Origin of the sequence: Burkholderia guangdongensis (assembly GCF_013403875.1) — a bacterium.
Lineage (GTDB): Bacteria > Pseudomonadota > Gammaproteobacteria > Burkholderiales > Burkholderiaceae > Burkholderia > Burkholderia guangdongensis.
Genome location: NZ_JACBNX010000016.1, coordinates 74,035 through 89,892 on the forward strand (window position 1 = coordinate 74,035; position 15,858 = coordinate 89,892).

At 68.4% G+C, this 15,858-nt stretch carries 13 protein-coding genes; 6 read left to right on the forward strand and 7 right to left on the reverse strand.

What is annotated here, in order from left to right:
* Positions 1 to 10: 10 nt before the first annotated feature.
* From HZI36_RS16120 to HZI36_RS16130, 3 genes are all read left to right on the forward strand, one after another.
* Positions 11 to 2,083, forward strand: a complete 2,073-nt coding sequence (locus HZI36_RS16120) for a pilus assembly protein TadG-related protein (RefSeq protein WP_179403650.1) — start codon at positions 11 to 13, stop codon at positions 2,081 to 2,083.
* A gap of 15 nt (positions 2,084 to 2,098) precedes the next feature.
* A complete protein-coding gene (locus tag HZI36_RS16125) occupies positions 2,099 to 3,490 on the forward strand; it encodes a sigma 54-interacting transcriptional regulator (protein WP_179403651.1) in 1,392 nt (463 codons plus the stop codon).
* 68 nt (positions 3,491 to 3,558) lie between these two features.
* On the forward strand, positions 3,559 to 4,260 hold the full coding sequence (locus tag HZI36_RS16130; protein ID WP_179403652.1) for a DUF2968 domain-containing protein: 702 nt from the start codon (positions 3,559 to 3,561) through the stop codon (positions 4,258 to 4,260).
* 93 nt (positions 4,261 to 4,353) lie between these two features.
* On the opposite strand, the gene hfq is transcribed toward HZI36_RS16130, so the two are convergent.
* A complete protein-coding gene (gene hfq, locus HZI36_RS16135; RefSeq protein ID WP_179403653.1) occupies positions 4,354 to 4,965 on the reverse strand; it encodes an RNA chaperone Hfq in 612 nt (203 codons plus the stop codon).
* Between the two features lie 295 nt (positions 4,966 to 5,260).
* On the opposite strand from hfq, the gene HZI36_RS16140 reads away from it, so the two are divergent.
* On the forward strand, positions 5,261 to 5,533 hold the full coding sequence (locus HZI36_RS16140) for a hypothetical protein (RefSeq protein ID WP_179403654.1): 273 nt from the start codon (positions 5,261 to 5,263) through the stop codon (positions 5,531 to 5,533).
* Positions 5,534 to 5,643: 110 nt separating this feature from the next.
* Here the strand turns inward: HZI36_RS16140 and HZI36_RS16145 are convergent, their stop codons facing one another.
* The 3 genes from HZI36_RS16145 to HZI36_RS16155 all read right to left on the reverse strand — a co-directional run bounded on the left by HZI36_RS16145 (position 5,644) and on the right by HZI36_RS16155 (position 9,675).
* Entirely contained in the window at positions 5,644 to 7,434 is a 1,791-nt protein-coding gene (locus tag HZI36_RS16145) for an AMP-binding protein (RefSeq protein ID WP_218883974.1), read from the reverse strand.
* Between the two features lie 20 nt (positions 7,435 to 7,454).
* The gene (locus HZI36_RS16150) at positions 7,455 to 8,231 is read right to left on the reverse strand and encodes a TetR/AcrR family transcriptional regulator (protein WP_179403655.1); all 777 of its coding nucleotides are present in this window, start codon (positions 8,229 to 8,231) and stop codon (positions 7,455 to 7,457) included.
* A 223-nt stretch (positions 8,232 to 8,454) separates the two neighbouring features.
* A complete protein-coding gene (locus tag HZI36_RS16155; RefSeq protein ID WP_179403656.1) occupies positions 8,455 to 9,675 on the reverse strand; it encodes an MFS transporter in 1,221 nt (406 codons plus the stop codon).
* A gap of 342 nt (positions 9,676 to 10,017) precedes the next feature.
* On the opposite strand from HZI36_RS16155, the gene HZI36_RS16160 reads away from it, so the two are divergent.
* Both HZI36_RS16160 and HZI36_RS16165 read left to right on the forward strand, forming a co-directional pair.
* Positions 10,018 to 10,644 (forward strand): ParB-like protein, encoded by a 627-nt coding sequence (locus HZI36_RS16160; protein WP_179403657.1) that lies wholly within the window; start codon positions 10,018 to 10,020, stop codon positions 10,642 to 10,644.
* 13 nt (positions 10,645 to 10,657) lie between these two features.
* Positions 10,658 to 12,376 carry a SulP family inorganic anion transporter gene (locus tag HZI36_RS16165; RefSeq protein WP_179403658.1) on the forward strand — a complete coding sequence of 573 codons (1,719 nt, stop codon included), beginning with the start codon at positions 10,658 to 10,660 and terminating at the stop codon, positions 12,374 to 12,376.
* A gap of 41 nt (positions 12,377 to 12,417) precedes the next feature.
* On the opposite strand, the gene HZI36_RS16170 is transcribed toward HZI36_RS16165, so the two are convergent.
* The 3 genes from HZI36_RS16170 to HZI36_RS16180 are packed head-to-tail and all read right to left on the reverse strand — an operon-like array spanning position 12,418 to position 15,857.
* Positions 12,418 to 13,464, reverse strand: coding sequence for a hypothetical protein (locus tag HZI36_RS16170; RefSeq protein WP_179403659.1), 1,047 nt, complete (start codon positions 13,462 to 13,464; stop codon positions 12,418 to 12,420).
* Positions 13,465 to 14,934, reverse strand: a complete 1,470-nt coding sequence (zwf, locus tag HZI36_RS16175; RefSeq protein ID WP_179403660.1) for a glucose-6-phosphate dehydrogenase — start codon at positions 14,932 to 14,934, stop codon at positions 13,465 to 13,467.
* Positions 14,931 to 15,857: a carbohydrate kinase family protein gene (locus HZI36_RS16180; RefSeq protein WP_179403661.1), complete on the reverse strand. Its 927-nt coding sequence runs from the start codon at positions 15,855 to 15,857 to the stop codon at positions 14,931 to 14,933. Before HZI36_RS16180 ends, zwf begins: the two co-directional genes overlap by 4 nt.
* Position 15,858: the final 1 nt, after the last annotated feature.

Here is a 15,858-nt window from a genome sequence, read left to right on the forward strand (position 1 = left end):
CGAGACGGCGATGCGGGCAGTTCAATCACACGTGGCTCATGCGGCTCAGCGCAAGCGCTCCGGCCTGTCGCGACGGCGCCGTCAGCGCGGTGCCGTCGCGATGCTCGCGGCGATCTGGGTGTCGGTCGCGATCATCTCGCTCGCGACGATCGACATCGGCAACCTGTTTTACCAGCGGCGCGATCTGCAGCGCATCGCGGATCTGGCCGCGCTCGCCGCGGTGCAGTCGATGGATCCGACGGACACGACCTGCGGCGGCAGTGCGAACGCGGCGAAGCCGAATGCGACGTCGGTTGCGTTGAGCAATGCGCAGAAGAACGATTCGAACACGGTGAGCACGAGCGCGCCGGTCGCCGGCAGCGACCAGCTGTCGCTGACGTGCGGCCGCTGGGATGCGAGCGGCACCGGCGTCACCTATACGCCGGCGACGGCCGGAACGACGCAGCTGAACGCGACGCGTGTAACGATGACGCGCGCGATGCGCTATTTCTTTCTCGGCGATTTTTCGTGGCTCGGCGCGGGGCCGGCGACGGTGTCCGCGAGCTCGACCGCGCGCGCGAGCCAGATCGACACGTTCTCGGTCAGCGGGACGCTGCTGAACCTGAACCCGACCTGGCTGAACGCGATCCTGAGCAAGCTGCTCGGCGCGAACGTCAATCTGACGCTGGCCGATTATCAATCGCTTGCGGGCGCGAGCATCAAGCTCGGTGACCTGGCGACGGCATTCGGCGTCGGCTCCGTGAACGGGCTGATCACGATGGGCGCGACCGACACCGCAACGCTGGCCGGCAAGCTGAATACGTATGTCGGCGTGGTCAAGCCGGGCACGGATTCGTCTGGCATCAGCCACAGCAGCGGCTATGTCGCGCAACTGCAGGCCGCGTCGTCGACGCTCGGGAAGCTCGTGGGCTTTGGCCTCGCGAAGCAATCGCTGAGTCTCGCGAGTTCCAGCGCGTCGAGCGCGTCGGCGCTGAAGATCGGCCTCGGCAATCCGCAGGCGGGCGCCAATTCGACGATCAACCTGTTCGATCTGTTGTTGACCTCGGCCGAAGTCGCGAACGGCACGAACGGGATCGCGCTGAGCGGGACGCTGCCGCTCGGAACATTGACGCAGGGCACGCTGACGCAATGTCCGTCGGGATCATGTGCGATCAGTGCGACGAACGTGCAGTTGCAGATTCTGAGCCCGCCGTCGATCGCGATCGGTGAGGCGGGCCTGCTACCGGATGGGGTGACGTGGCGCACACAGGCGTCGTCGGCCGAGATCGGTCTGTTTCTCGACGTGGTGACGCCGACGCTGAACGTGTCGATTCTCGGTCTCGTCGGCGCGCAGCTGAGCGGCGTGTCGCTGCCGCTGTACCTGGTCGCGGGCGGCCCGGCCAACGCGTGGCTCGCCGCGACGAATTGCCAGGCGAGTGCCGCGCAGAGCACGATCACGATCGGCGCGCAGCCGCACATCGCGCGCTTGTGCGCGAGCAGCCCGCCGGGCGGCACGCTCAATCTGAATAACACGAGCAGTTGCCCGGCCGCGTCGGGCACGCTCCAGATCGCGACGCTGTCCGCGACGCTGGTGGGCCTTCCGCTCGCGTCCGTGCCGATCTCGGCGACTGTTGCGAATCCGCTGCTGCAGATCGGCAGCAGCGACACGCAGAAATACTACAGCGCGCCGTACACGGAGCCGAGTACGCTGACGGGCAACGCGTATCCGGCGAACACGCCGTACCAGTTCTGCAACGACACGGTGAACTATCCGTCGCCGGCCGTGTGCCCGGACGGCTGGTCGAGCAATCCGTACTGGACGACGTACAACAACAACCTCGGCTCGCAGCTCGGGAAGGCGGTGACCAATTTGAACCTGCAGCAGCTGAATGTCTCGGTGACGACGATTCTGGGCGTCACGATTCCGCTGACGATCCCGGTCGCCACGCTGACCACGATTCTCGGCGACATCCTGACGCCCATCCTGTCGTCGCTCGATACGCTGATTGTCCCGTTGCTGAACACGCTCGGCGTGCAGGTCGGCCAGGCCACCGTGCATCAGATATCGCTGACCTGCAACGCCGCGCAACTCGTCAACAATTGAAGTCGCACCCGAATTATGAGAACCACGCCAGCAATCGAAGAACTCGACCTGTACGTCTGGGAAGGCAAGGCGGACATCGTCGATCGCGTCGCCCGGTGCATGGCGAGCTTCGACGTCGAAGTGATCCGCGCCGACAACGCGGAAATTTCCCCGGAGCGCACCGTGATGCGCCCGTCGCTCGCGATCATCAGCGTGACGATGATCGAGAGCGGCGCCGCGTTCCTGCGCGACTGGCAGGCCAATATCGGCATGCCGGTCGTATGGGTCGGCGCCGCGCGCGATCACGATTCGTCGCAGTATCCGCCCGAGTATTCGCATATCCTGCCGCTCGACTTCACGTGCGCGGAGCTGCGCGGGATGATCGGCAAGCTCGTCACGCAACTGCGCGCGCACGCGGCCGAGACGCTTCATGTGTCCGAGCTCGTCGCGCACTCCGAATCGATGCAGGCGCTGCTGCGCGAAGTCGACACGTTCGCCGACTGCGACACCAACGTGCTGCTGCACGGCGAAACCGGCGTCGGCAAGGAGCGCATCGCGCAGCTTCTGCATGAAAAGCACTCGCGCTACCGGCTCGGCGAGTTCGTGCCGGTCAACTGCGGCGCGATTCCGGACGGGCTGTTCGAGTCGCTCTTCTTTGGCCATGCGAAAGGGTCGTTCACCGGCGCGGTGGTCGCGCATAAAGGCTACTTCGAGCAGGCCGCCGGCGGCACGCTGTTCCTCGACGAGGTCGGCGATCTGCCGCTCTACCAGCAGGTCAAGCTGCTGCGCGTGCTCGAGGACGGCGCGGTGCTGCGCGTCGGCGCGACCGCGTCGGTCAAGGTCGATTTCCGCCTCGTCGCGGCGAGCAACAAGAAGCTGCCGCAGCTCGTGAAGGACGGGCTGTTCCGCGCGGATCTCTACTATCGGCTCGCGGTGATCGAACTCAGCATCCCGTCGCTCGAGGAGCGCGGCGCGGTCGACAAGATCGCGCTGTTCAAGTCGTTCGTCGCGGAGATCGTCGGCGAAGCGCGGCTCGCGCAACTGCCGGATTTGCCGTACTGGCTCGCGGACGCGGTCGCCGACAGCTATTTTCCCGGCAACGTGCGCGAGCTGCGCAATCTGGCCGAGCGCGTCGGCGTGACGGTGCGGCAGACGGGCGGCTGGGACGCCGCGCGGCTGCAACGCCTGATCGCGCACGCGCGCAACTCCGCGCAGCCGGTGCCGGTGGAGAGCGCGGCGGAGGTGTTCGTCGACCGCAGCAAGTGGGACATGGGCGAGCGCAGCCGCGTGATCGCCGCGCTCGACGCGAACGGCTGGCGGCGCCAGGACACCGCGCAGCAACTCGGCATCAGCCGCAAGGTGCTGTGGGAGAAGATGCGGAAATACCAGATTTTCGACGAAGAGCCGGAAGTCCGCGAAAGCGAGTAGGCGTGCCGGCGGTCAATAATGAGATAATCGCGGCGAGCATTACAACGCATCGTAGCGGGAATAATTACATGAGCCAGATGACGGGGTTGGGGCGAGCATGCGTCATGCTCGCCGTATGGGGATGTGCGCAGGGCGCGCACGCACAGGCGTTGGCGACCGGCATGGGGACGCCGGCGGCCACGCAGGCGGTGCAGCCGGTCTCGTCGACCGTTGCCGCGCTGCCGTCGGTCGACACGCAGGTTCAGCCGGGCGAAACGACGGGCCAGAGCACGATCGACGAGCTGCAGCGCCAGATCCAGGCGCACGCGCTGACCGAAATGCGCACGAGCTACAACGGCAGCTACGGCGCGAGCCTGTTGTTCAATGTCGGCGACGGCACGTATTTCGTCGCGCTGTTCCAGCAAAAGGCATTCTGGCGCGTGATCAGGACGGACAACGACACGCGCGCGGAAGCGATCTATCGCGACTTTTCCCGTCAGGCCGAGCGCCTGGCGACGAACGAGCTGCAGGCGGCGAAGCTGGCTTCGCAGAAGGCGCAGACGGACCGGCAGATCGCGGTCACGCAGGCGCGCGCGCAGCGCCTGCAGACGGATCTGAGCATCGCGCGCGAGCAGCAGGCGTCAGTGGCCGATCGCCAGCGCGAGGCGCGTAGCGAGACGGTGGCGCTGCAGGCGCAGCAGGCGCAACTGCAGTCGCAGCTTCGCGCGTTGCAGCAGCAGGTGCGGTCGCTGGAGCGCCAGACCGATGCCGGCTTGCCGGCGGCACGCTAGGCGGAGAAGGGCGCGCCGCGCGACGCGGCAAGGATCAAACGAAAAGGGCAAGCATTCGCTTGCCCTTTCGCATTTCCGGCTGCCCGGCCGGCCTTACTGGCCGTCCGGCACGATCCGCCGGCGGCGCGTGACGATCACGGGCCCGTTGGTGTTGCGCGTGTCGGACGATCCCGTCGATCCCGGCGAACCCGACCGGTCGCCGCCTTCGCGTGATCCCGATCCACCACCGTACGATTCTCGTGATCCGCCACCGTACGATTCGCGCGATCCGCCGCCATACGATTCGCGCGATCCACCGCCGTACGACTCGCGAGATCCGCCGCCATACGGTTCGCGCGGTTCGCGCGGCTCACGCGGCCCGTGACCTTCGCCGCGAGACTCGCGAGAGCCGCCATGCGAACCGTACGGGCTGTGCCCGCCGCCTTCGCGGCCGCCGGGGCGGCCGCCGCCACCGGGGCGCGGGCCGCGCGGGCCGCCGCCGCCCGGACGGGCGCCGCCGGTGTCGAGCTGGATCGTCGAGATCGCGCGCTTGTAAATGCCTTGCAGACCCACGGGGGTGCGCAGCATCACCAGGTATTGGTCGAACGACTCGATGCAGCCCGTCAGGCGAATGCCGTTGACGAGATAGATTTCGACGCGCTTGCGTTCCTTGCGCGCCGCATTGATGAAGTCGTTTTGCGGATGGGATTCTGCGGGATTGGCCATTGAGATGCGGCAGGAGCCTGCGTCAGAAAATATGTTGTGCGTATGGGCGTAGCGTGAAAAAACACGAGCCAGTTGGCCGAATTCTACCCTGTTCGATCGGCAAGCGCGCGCCTGCGTTCGTGCTCAGCCGTTTCCCACTATAGACGGTTCCGCCCGTTTGCGCGATTCGGCCGAATGGACGAATGACTCTGTTACGTTGCGTTACGTCTCTCGCATCGGCGTTGCACCCCGGCGCGCGCGATTCGTCTACAGTCCGGATCGCAAGCCGGGCAGGCCGGCGCATAGAGATCAGAACATGAACAAGAGGCGAATGGTGATGTGGCTGGGCGGTGCGGCGTGGCTCGCATCGGGCAGCGCGATGGCGGCGCACGTCGACGTGGCGGTCGGGCTCGGCGTACCGGTCTATGCCGAACCGCCGCCGGTCTATGTCGCGCCGCAGCCGGCGGTCGTCGCATATCCGGGCTATGACGGTGGCTACGACGACGAGGACCGCGACCGCTACCGCGAGTGGCGCAAGCACGAGTACAAGCGCTGGCACAAGCATCACGAAGACGACGACGAGGACTGATCGCCGCCCGGGCGGCGCGGATGGCGCCGCTCGAAACCGATCGTGAGTTCGTGCGACGGATAGCCGTTCGGGTCGTTTCGGATGGACTCGCACAGCCGCGTCACGTGCGCTCACGCATCGGGCTTCCCGTTCAGCTTCGCGATCTCCTCGTCGCGCAGCGCGCGGCGCAGGATCTTGCCGACGTTGGTCTGCGGCAGCGAATCGCGGAACTCGACGATCTTCGGCATCTTGTAGCCGGTCAGGTTCTTGCGGCAGTGCGCGAGCACGTCGTCGACCGTCAGCGCCGGATCGCGCCGCACGACGAACACCTTGATCCGCTCGCCCTGCACCGGATCCGGCACGCCGATCGCGGCCGCCTCGCTGATCCCCGGATGCATCACGAGCACCGCCTCGATCTCGTTCGGATACACGTTGAAGCCCGACACGAGGATCATGTCCTTCTTGCGGTCGATGAGCCGCGTGTAGCCGCGCTCGTCCATGATCCCGACGTCGCCGGTCGCGAGCCAGCCGTCGGCGTCGATCACCTTCGCGGTCTCGTCGGGGCGCTGCCAGTAGCCGCGCATCACCTGCGGGCCGTGCACGCACAGCTCGCCGGCCTCGCCGATGCCGGCCCACGTGCCGTCCTCGCGGCGAAAGCGCACGACCGTCGACGGCGCCGGCAGCCCGATCGACCCGCTGAACGCCTGCATGTCCTGCAGGTTCACCGGATTCATCGTGACGATCGGCGAGCATTCGGTGAGGCCGTAGCCTTCGATGATCGGCTTGCCGGTCACCTGCTGGAAGCGCTCCGCGACCGCGCGCTGCATCGCCATCCCGCCCGCCATCGCGAGCTTCAGCTTCGAGAAATCGCGCTTCCTGAATTCCTCGTCGTCCAGGAACGCGTTGTACAGCGTGTTGATCCCGGTGATGCCGGTGAACGTCTCGTGGCGGATGATCTTCATCACCATCTTTGTGTCGCGCGGGTTCGCGATCAGGATGTTGCGCCCGCCGAGCCCGAGGAAGATCAGCGCGTTCACCGTCAGCGAATAGATGTGATAGAGCGGCAGCGGCGTGAGCACCGTCTCGGCGTCGCCGGTCATCTGGTCGGCGGTCCACGATTTCGCCTGCAGCAGGTTCGCGATCAGGTTGCCGTGCGTGAGCATCGCGCCCTTCGCGACGCCCGTCGTGCCGCCCGTGTACTGCAGGAACGCGAGATCGTCGCGCGTGAGCTTCACAGGCCGCGGCGCTTCGCGCGCGCCGGCCGCGAGCGCCGCGCGCAGGCCGACCGCCTGCGGCAGATGGTAGGCGGGCACGAGCTTCTTCACGTGCTTCAGCACGAAGTTGATCAGGCGGCCCTTCGCGTTGAAGCCGTCGGCGAGCAGGTCGCCGAGCGCGGTGACGAGCACGTGCTTCACCTGCGTTTCCGGCAGCGCCTCCTGCAGCGTGTGCGCGAAGTTCTCGAATACGACGATCGTCCGCGCGCCGCTGTCCTTCAGCTGATGCGCGAGCTCGCGCGCGGTGTACAGCGGATTCACGTTGACGACGATCGCGCCGGCCTTCAACGCGCCGAACAGCGCGACCGGGTACTGGAACGTGTTCGGCAGCATGATCGCGACGCGCTCGCCCGGCTGCACGCCGATTTGCTGCAGATATGACGCGAACGCGGCCACCTTCCGGGCGAGCCCGCGATAGGTCAGCGACGCGCCCGCGCTGACGAACGCGACGCGCTGCGCGAACTTCGTCGTGCACTCGTCGAAATACTCGACGAGCGATGCGTACTGCGTGACGTCGATCTCGCGCGGCACGCCGGGCGGATACGACGCGTACCAGATGCCGTCGGTGTTCGGCGGCGTCCGCGCCGCTGTCTGCGTGGCTGGCTGCGCTGCCTGGTTCGCTGCTTCGTGCGCCGTGGGGGTGGGCATGGCGGGTCTCCGGTGTCTCGTCAGGTCGCGTGATCCAGCGCCGCGCTGACGGCGTCCTGCGGGATCGCGAGCTCCATCGCGCCGGCATCGTCGAGCACGGCCGCGAAGATCGCGAGCTGTGCGCTGTCGGGCAGCGGGGCCTTCAGCGCGGCGACGATCAGCGACGACAGCCGCGCGATCATCTGCACGTCGTTCATCGTGCGGCCTTGCGAGAATTCGTCGATCAGGCTCTCGGTCTCCGCGCCCGCGAGCGCGCCGGACAGCGCGCCGATCGCGAAGTGCAGCCGCCAGCCGAGCTCCGCGCGCGGCAGGTTCGGCAGCGCGCGCTGGAACGCGTCGAAGAAGCGCACCGCGACGCTCGCGTAGTGCGCGGTCAGGAAATTGCGCACGAACGACGACGGATCGGTGTACGCGCGGCCGATCAGGCGCAGGAACGCGGGGCCGCCGCGCGCCGGATCGCGCGACGCCTTCAGCGCGGGGATGAACATCGCGCCGAGCACGTGCTCGCACGTGACGTGCGGGCCGAGCTGCGCGTCGAAGCGGTCCAGCAGATGCAGGCGCTCCTCGTTCAGCTGGTCGAGCCGCCGCGACAGCATCGCGTGGATCAGCGCCTCCTTGCTGCCGAAGTGATAGTTGACCGCGGCGAGATTGACCGCCGCGCGCGACGTGATCTGCCGCATCGACATCGCTTCGAAACCATGCTCGATGAAAAGGTCTTCGGCCGCGTCGAGAATGCGCGCCTTGGTTCCGCCGGACTGCCGGCTGCCGGCCGGGCGGCCCGCCTGACGAACTGTCATGCCTGTCTCCGATGCCCCGGGCCGGACTGCCGGCCGCGAACGGGCGATTCAAATAGCTAATTCAAACGGCTGTTTCGCGTAAAGATAAAAAACCGGGAGCGATATCGGCAAGCGTTGAATCTCGACCAAACCCTCTAGATCGATGTGCGGCCGCAAAAAAAATTGCCGCGCGGCCCGGGCAAATCGGGCCGCGCGGCATGCTGCGATGCGTAAGAGCGACGCGTCAGGTCGCGGGGGCGGGTGCCCGGACCGATTGCGTCATGTCGACCCCGCGCCGCTCGCGGCTGAACAGGATCAGGACCGCGATCACGATCGCGACGGTGCCGGCGACGACCGCCAGCGCGAGCGCGTAATCGTTGCCGTGCGACTCCGCGAACTTCGCCTGCATCGTCGCGTTGCCGGACGCCAGCAGATTGCCGAGCTGGTACACGAAGCCGGGGAACGTCGCGCGCACCTCATCCGGCGAGATCTCGTTCAGGTGCACCGGAATCACGCCCCACGCGCCCTGTACCGAGATCTGCATCAGGAACGCACCGGCGGCGAGCGCGAACGCGCCGCTCGAGAACGCCCACAGCGGCAGCACCGGCAGCGCGATCAGCGCCGCGATGAAGATCGCGCGGCGGCGGCCGATTCGCTCCGAGATATGCCCGAACGCCAGCCCGCCGACGATCGCGCCGACGTTCAGCACGATCGTGAGCAGCGATACCGTATGCGCGTCGAAGTGGTGCTGCTCGCGCAGGAACGTCGGATACATGTCCTGCGTGCCGTGCGAGAAGAAATTGAACGCGGTCATCAGCACGACCGCGTAGATCGTCAGCTTCCAGTTGCCTTTCAGCGTCGCCGCGAGGCTCGGGCGCGGACGCTTTTCCATCTGCACGAAGGCGGGCGACTCCGGCACCTTCGAGCGGATGTAGAGGATCAGCAGCGCGGGCAGCACGCCGACCATGAACATCCCGCGCCAGCCGATGTACTGGTAGAGGAGGCCGAATACGACCGACGCGACCAGGTAGCCGCTCGGATAGCCGGCCTGCAGCAGTCCGGACACGATCCCGCGCGAATGCGTCGGCACGGTCTCCATCGTCAGCGCGGAGCCGACGCCCCATTCGCCGCCCATCGCGACGCCGAACAGCGTGCGCAGCACGAGCAGCGACGCGAGGTTCGGCGCGAAGCCCGACGCGAGCTCGAGCAGCGAGTAGCACGCGATATTGATCATCAGCGTCGGACGGCGGCCGAAGCGGTCCGCCAGGCGGCCGAAGATCAGCGCGCCGAGCGGGCGCATCGCGAGCGTCAGCAAGATCGCGACCGTGACATCGGAAATCTTCGTGTCGAACTCGGCGGCGATATCCTTCAGCACGAAGACCATCAGGAAGAAGTCGAACGCGTCGAGCGTCCAGCCCAGATAGGCGGCGATCGTCACGTTGCGTTGCTCTCGGGTCCAGCTCATCGCAGGCGTCTCCTCGGTGGCGCGCGCCATGACGGACCGCATGCGCGCCGCCCGTCGGGCGCACGGCGCGGACGGCGTATCAACGAGTGTACGCCGCCGCGACGCGTCGTGTGGCGCTGCGCTTCGCGTCGCGCATCGGGAAAAATCCCTAGGGTCGCGACGCGCGTAGCCGTTTTGTCGACGTGTGTCGCGCATGCGCGAAAAAAGTTGCGCGCGCATCGTCCCGCGCCGATCGTTCGACGCGCCCGCGCCGGAAATCGTCGGCCGCCGCGTGCGCGGGCTTAACGGCGAACGCTTTCCGGGGTATCGTTGCGTGACTTTTGACGACTACGGAGCGATTCCATGACATTCGGCACCGACGTCCACCTGATTCCCGTCAGGCTCGACACGCTGCGCCCGACCCAGATGACGGTCGGCTATCGCGAGGTGAAGGCGAAGCGCAAGCACTGGAAGGCGCTCGACAAGAAGGCGCGCAAGGCCGCGATCGAGTCGCACTGGTTCCCGGCCGTGCTCGGGCCCGGCGGGCAGCACTTCATCACCGATCATCACCACCTCGGGCTCGCGCTGATCGAGGAGGGCGAGAGCGACGTCAACGCGATGCTGATCAAGGATCTGTCGTGGCTCGACGAGACGATCTTCTGGCGGATGATGGAGCACAACCAGTGGGTGCATCCGTTCGGCGCCGATGGCTCGCGCCGTGACTACGCGAAGCTGCCGAAGCTGTTGACCGGTCTCGAGGACGATCCGTACCGGAGCCTCGCGGGCGAGCTGCGCGGCGCGGGCGGCTACGCGAAGGATGCCACGCCGTTCAGCGAATTCCTGTGGGCCGACTTCCTGCGTCAGCGCGTGACGCTCGACGCGATCCGCAAGAACTTCGACAAGGCGCTCCAGACCGCGCTTTCCCACGCGCACGAGCAGGACGCGCGCTATCTGCCCGGCTGGTCGGGCGTGATCGCCGCGAAACCATAACGGACGCGCGCCGATGCCCGCCCCCACGCCCCATCCGGATGCCGGCCCGCAGCGCGCCGAGCATTTTGCGGCGCTCGATGCGCCGCCCGTGCCGCCGCGGCAGCGCGCCGGCCGCGACGCGCTCGCCGGCGTATCGATCGCCGGGCTGCTGATCCCGGAAGCCGTCGCGTATGCGGGGCTCGCGAACCTGCCGCCGCAGGCCGGCCTGATCGCGCTGCTGTCGGGCCTCGTCGTCTATGCGCTGACGGGCAGCAGCCGGTTCGCGATCGTGTCGTCGACGTCGTCGTCGGCCGCGGTGCTCGCGGCGACGGTGTTCGCCGAATCCGGGATCGGGCCCGCCGCGCAGCTCGCGCTCGCGGCCGCGATGGTCGCGGCGACCGGCGTGCTGTTCATCGTCGCGGGGCTGCTGCGGCTCGGCGGGATGTCGGACTTCATCGCGCGGCCGGTGCTGCGCGGCTTCGCGTTCGGGCTCGCGGTCACGATCGCGATCAAGGAGTTGCCGAAGATCCTCGAGATCCATGTCAGGCACAGCGACACGCCGCACATCGTGCTCGACATCGTGCAGGGCGCCGCGCAGGCGAACGTCGCGAGCCTCGCGCTCGGCGCCAGCGCGCTCGCGCTGCTGTTCCTGCTCGGGCGCAGCAAGCGCGTGCCGGCGACGCTCGTCGTGATCGTGCTGTCGATCGCGCTCGGCTACGTGCTCGACTGGCAGCACTACGGAATCGCGATCGTCGGGCATATCGACCTCCAGAACCTGTCGTTCGACCTGCCGCGGCTCGACCGCAACGCGTGGCTGCAGACGGCCGAGCTCGCGGTCGCGCTGATGCTGATTCTCTACGCGGAGTCGTACGGCTCGATCCGCAACTTCGCGCTGAAGCACGGCGACACCGTGTCTCCGAACCGCGATCTCGTCGCGCTCGGCTGCGCGAACCTCGTGTCCGGGCTGCTGCACGGGATGCCGGTCGGTGCCGGCTATTCGGCGACGTCCGCGAACGAGGCGGCCGGCGCGCAGAGCCGTTTCTCCGCGCTGTGGGCGGCGGGCGTGATCGCGCTGATCGTGTGGCTGCTGCTGCCGCAGCTCGCCCGCACGCCGGAGCCGGTGCTCGCGGCGATCGTGATCTTCGCGGTCAGCCATTCGCTGCATCCGTCGGTGTTCCGGCCGTACTGGACCTGGCGGCGCGACCGCCTCATCGTCGCCGCCGCGCTGCTCGCGGTGCTCGTGCTCGGTGTGCTGCAGGGGCTGCTCGCCGCGATCGGCGTGAGCCTGCTCGTCACGCTGCGCAAGCTGTCGGAGCCGAACGTCAGCGTGCTCGGCCGGCTGCGCGACAGCCACGACTTCGTCGACGTGTCGCATCACGCGGACGCGAAGGCGATTCCCGGCGTGCTGATCGTGCGGCCCGAGGCCCAGCTCTTTTTCGCGAACGCGGACAAGATGCTCAATCGCGTGCGCGCGCTGCTGAAGGCGACGCCGGATACGCATACCGTGATGCTGAGCCTCGAGGAGACGCCCGACGTCGACGGCACGACGATCGAATCGCTGAAAACGTTCGCGGCCGAATGCTCGGCGCGCGGCCAGCGTCTCGCGCTGGTGCGGATGAAGCAGCACGCGCTGAACGCGCTGAAGCGCGCCGCCGACGACACGCTGCGTGCGGACGCGATGTCCGAGCTCAGCGTCGACGAAGGCCTGCAGACGATCGGGGCGGGCGGGGTGGGCGGCGGTGCGGCGGCTTGATGTGACGCACTGATGTGAAGCCTTGACGTGACGCGTGCCGCTCAGCGCGCGTCGAGCACCTCGAACCGGTACGCGATTTCGGTCGGCGCGCCCGGGCTCAGCGCGAGCGCGGTGCGCACGCCGCGCGCGTCGATCGGATTTGGCGCGAGCGACGCCGCGCAGCCGAGTTCGAACGCGGCCGCGACCGGCTCGACGCCGACGCACAGATTGCGGCCGTTCCACGGCGCATGCGTGCGGCCGCGGTTGCTGATCCACAGCAGCAGCGACGGCAGCGCGTCGGCATCCCAGGTCAGGCGATAGCGGGTGCGTGCGGCGTCGTCGGCCAGCGTGACGGTGCCGTCGATCCCGCAAAGCTGCACGATTTCCTCGGTCGCATCCGCAAGCGGCAGGCGGTCGAACGCGCCGGTGCCGCCGCCGCGCAACGGCACGCTGCCGAGCGAGTCGAACGTCGCGCCCGCGAGCGCACGCGACACGCCGGGCTCGGGGCCGCCCGGATGGACCATCCCGAATGCGAACGCACCCGGCTCGATCCGGAACGCGCCGGTGAGCGCCGGCAGCGCGAGGTTCGGATGCAGGCCGACGGGGCGGCGCGCGGCGGCGCGCGCGTCGATCCGCAGCACGACGTCGAGTGCCGCGCACGACGGGTCCGCGCGCACGATTCGCGTGAGCCGCCTGATCGGCGAGCCCTCGGGATAGTCGAGTGCGATCTCGATCTCGTGCGCGCTCTGCCGCATGAGCGTCCACGCGCCGGTGCAGCCGTAGCCGTGCTGCAGGTCGTCGCTCGCGTCGTGCGCGGCATCGCGCGCGTCGATCGGCGTGACGACCGCGTCGCGCCAGCCGCCCGGCAGGCCGTCGTCCGGTAGCGCGGCACGCGCATACGGCACGCCGAACGGCACGCACGGGAACTCGCTGCGCATCACGCCGAGCAGGCCCGCGGGTTGCGGCTCCGGCCGGTCGAGCCACGGTGCTTCGTAAAACGGCCGGATCGTGCGGCCGCCGAGCGCGAACGCGACGCCGCCGAGCATGCCGCCGTTCGCGTGGACGTCGCACGCGCCGTGCGCCCATTCGAGATGCCAGGTTGTATCCACTCAGTTTTCCTCTTCGCGCCAGCACGTGTCGTGCCGTGCGAGCAGCGCGCTCGCCTGCGCCGGCCCCCAGTTGCCCGCCGCATACGGCTTCGGCGCGCTGTCCACGCCGAGAATCGGCGCGACCCAGCGCCACGCCGCTTCCTGCTCGTCGCGGCGCACGAACAGCGCGAGCCGGCCCGCGATCACGTCGAGCAACAGGCGCTGATACGCCTCCATCCGGTCCTGCTGGAAGAAGCGGTCGAACGCGAGATCGAGGTACACGCCTTGTAGCGTCATCCCGAGCCCCGGTTGCTTCGCGAGCGCGCTCATCCGGATCGATTCGTCCGGCTGCAGCCGGATCGTCAGCCGGTTCGAGCCCGAGCGCAGCGCGGCGGGCCCGAGCGCCGAATGCGGCACCGGCCGGAACGTGACGACGATCTCCGCGACGCGCTCCGCGAGCCGCTTGCCGGTGCGCAGAAAGAACGGCACGCCGGCCCAGCGCCAGTTGTCGACTTCGGCCTTCAGCGCGATGAACGTCTCGGTCGTGCTGTCGGGTGCGATGCCGGATTCGTCGAGATAGCCGGGCACCGCGTGGCCGCGGATCGCGCCCGCGCGGTACTGGCCGCGCACGACGCTCTGGTGCAGCGCATCCTCGGGCAGCGGCTTCAGCGCGCGCAACACGCGCAGCTTCTCGTCGCGCACCGCATCGGCGGCCATCGACTGCGGCGGCTCCATCGCGACGATCGCGAGCAACTGCAGCAGATGGTTCTGCACCATGTCGCGCAGCGCGCCGGTGTGGTCGTAGAACGCGCCGCGCCCGCCGACGCCGAGCTCCTCCGCGACCGTGATCTGGATGTTGTCGATCCATTCGCGGCGCCACAGCGGCTCGAACATCACGTTGCCGAAGCGCAGCGCGAACAGGTTCTGCACCGCTTCCTTGCCGAGGTAATGGTCGATCCGGTAGATCTGCTCCTCGGCGAAGATCGCGCCGACCGCATCGTTGATCGCGGCCGACGATGCAAGGTCGTAGCCGAGCGGCTTCTCGAGCACGACGCGCGACGACGCCGGCGCGAGGCCCGCTTCCGACAGCGCGCGGCAGATCGGCACGAACAGCGACGGCCCGGTCGCGAGATAGAAGATGCGGCGGCCCGGCACGTGCACGAGCGCGTCGCCGAGGCGCGCGAACGCGCCGGGCTGGCTCGCGTCGAGCTCGACGTACGCGAGCCGCTCGATGAAGCCGCGCCACGCGTCGTCGTCGAACTGCGCGTCCTTCACGTGCGGGCGCACCGATTCGTCGACCCAGCGCAGATAGCCGTCGCGATCGAGCGGCGTCATCGCGACGCCGACGATGCGGCCTTCGGGCGCGAGCAGGCCGTCGCGGTGCGCGGTGTAGAGCGCCGGCAGGATCTTGCGCATCGCGAGATCGCCGGTGCCGCCGAACAGCACGAACGCGAACGCGTCGCGCGCGGAGAAGGGCGTCGGCGTGCTCATCGCGGCTGCCCGGCCGCGTGCGCGTCGATCATCGCGTTCACTTCGGCGACCGTCGGCGCATACGCGCCGGCGCGCGACGCGACGACCGCCGCGCACGCGGCCGCGAAGCGCAAATGGGCGGCCGCCGGCGCGTCGGGGCGCATCAGCAGGCTCGCCATCCAGCTGCCGACGCACGAGTCGCCGCAGCCGACCGTGTCGGCGACCGTCACCTCGAAGCCGGGCTGGAACACGGTCTGGTCGCCGACGAGCAGTTCCATCCCGGCCGCGCCGCGCGTGACGAGCACCGCGGCCTGCGGCGCCCACGCGCGGATCTGCGCGAGCGCGGCGGCTTCGTCGAGCTCCGGGAACAGGCCGGTCAGATCTTCGTCGGACACCTTCAGGTAGTCCGCGAGGCCGGCCATCGTGCGCAGCGTGTCGCGATACGCCGGATCGGCCATCGGCGCGCGGAAGTTCGGGTCGAACGAGATGCGCTTGCCGGCCGCGCGCGCGGCCTTCGCGACGTCGATCAGCCGGGACGCGAGCGGTTCGCGCACGACGCCGAGCGAGCCGAAGTGGACGATCTCGACGGTGTCGAGCCAGCCGGCCGGCAGTGCGGCCGGGTCGAACGCGAGGTCCGCGCTGTTCTCGCCGATGAAGAAATACTGCGGCGGCTGTTTCGATACGACCATCGCGAGGAACGGCGCCCGGTCGACCTGTCGCGTGAAGCGCATGTCGAGGCCGGCCTCCGCGCTCTGCTGCATCAGTTCGTCGCCGAACACGTCGCGGCTCACGGTGCCGGCGAAGCCGGTCGGCACGCCGAGGCGCGCGCCGACGCGCGCGACGTTCCAGCACGAGCCGCCGGCGAGGCTATGCCAGTGATTGGCGTCGTCGCGGATGAAGTCGGTCAGCGCTTCGCCGAATATGACCAGTCGGGGGAGGTTCATC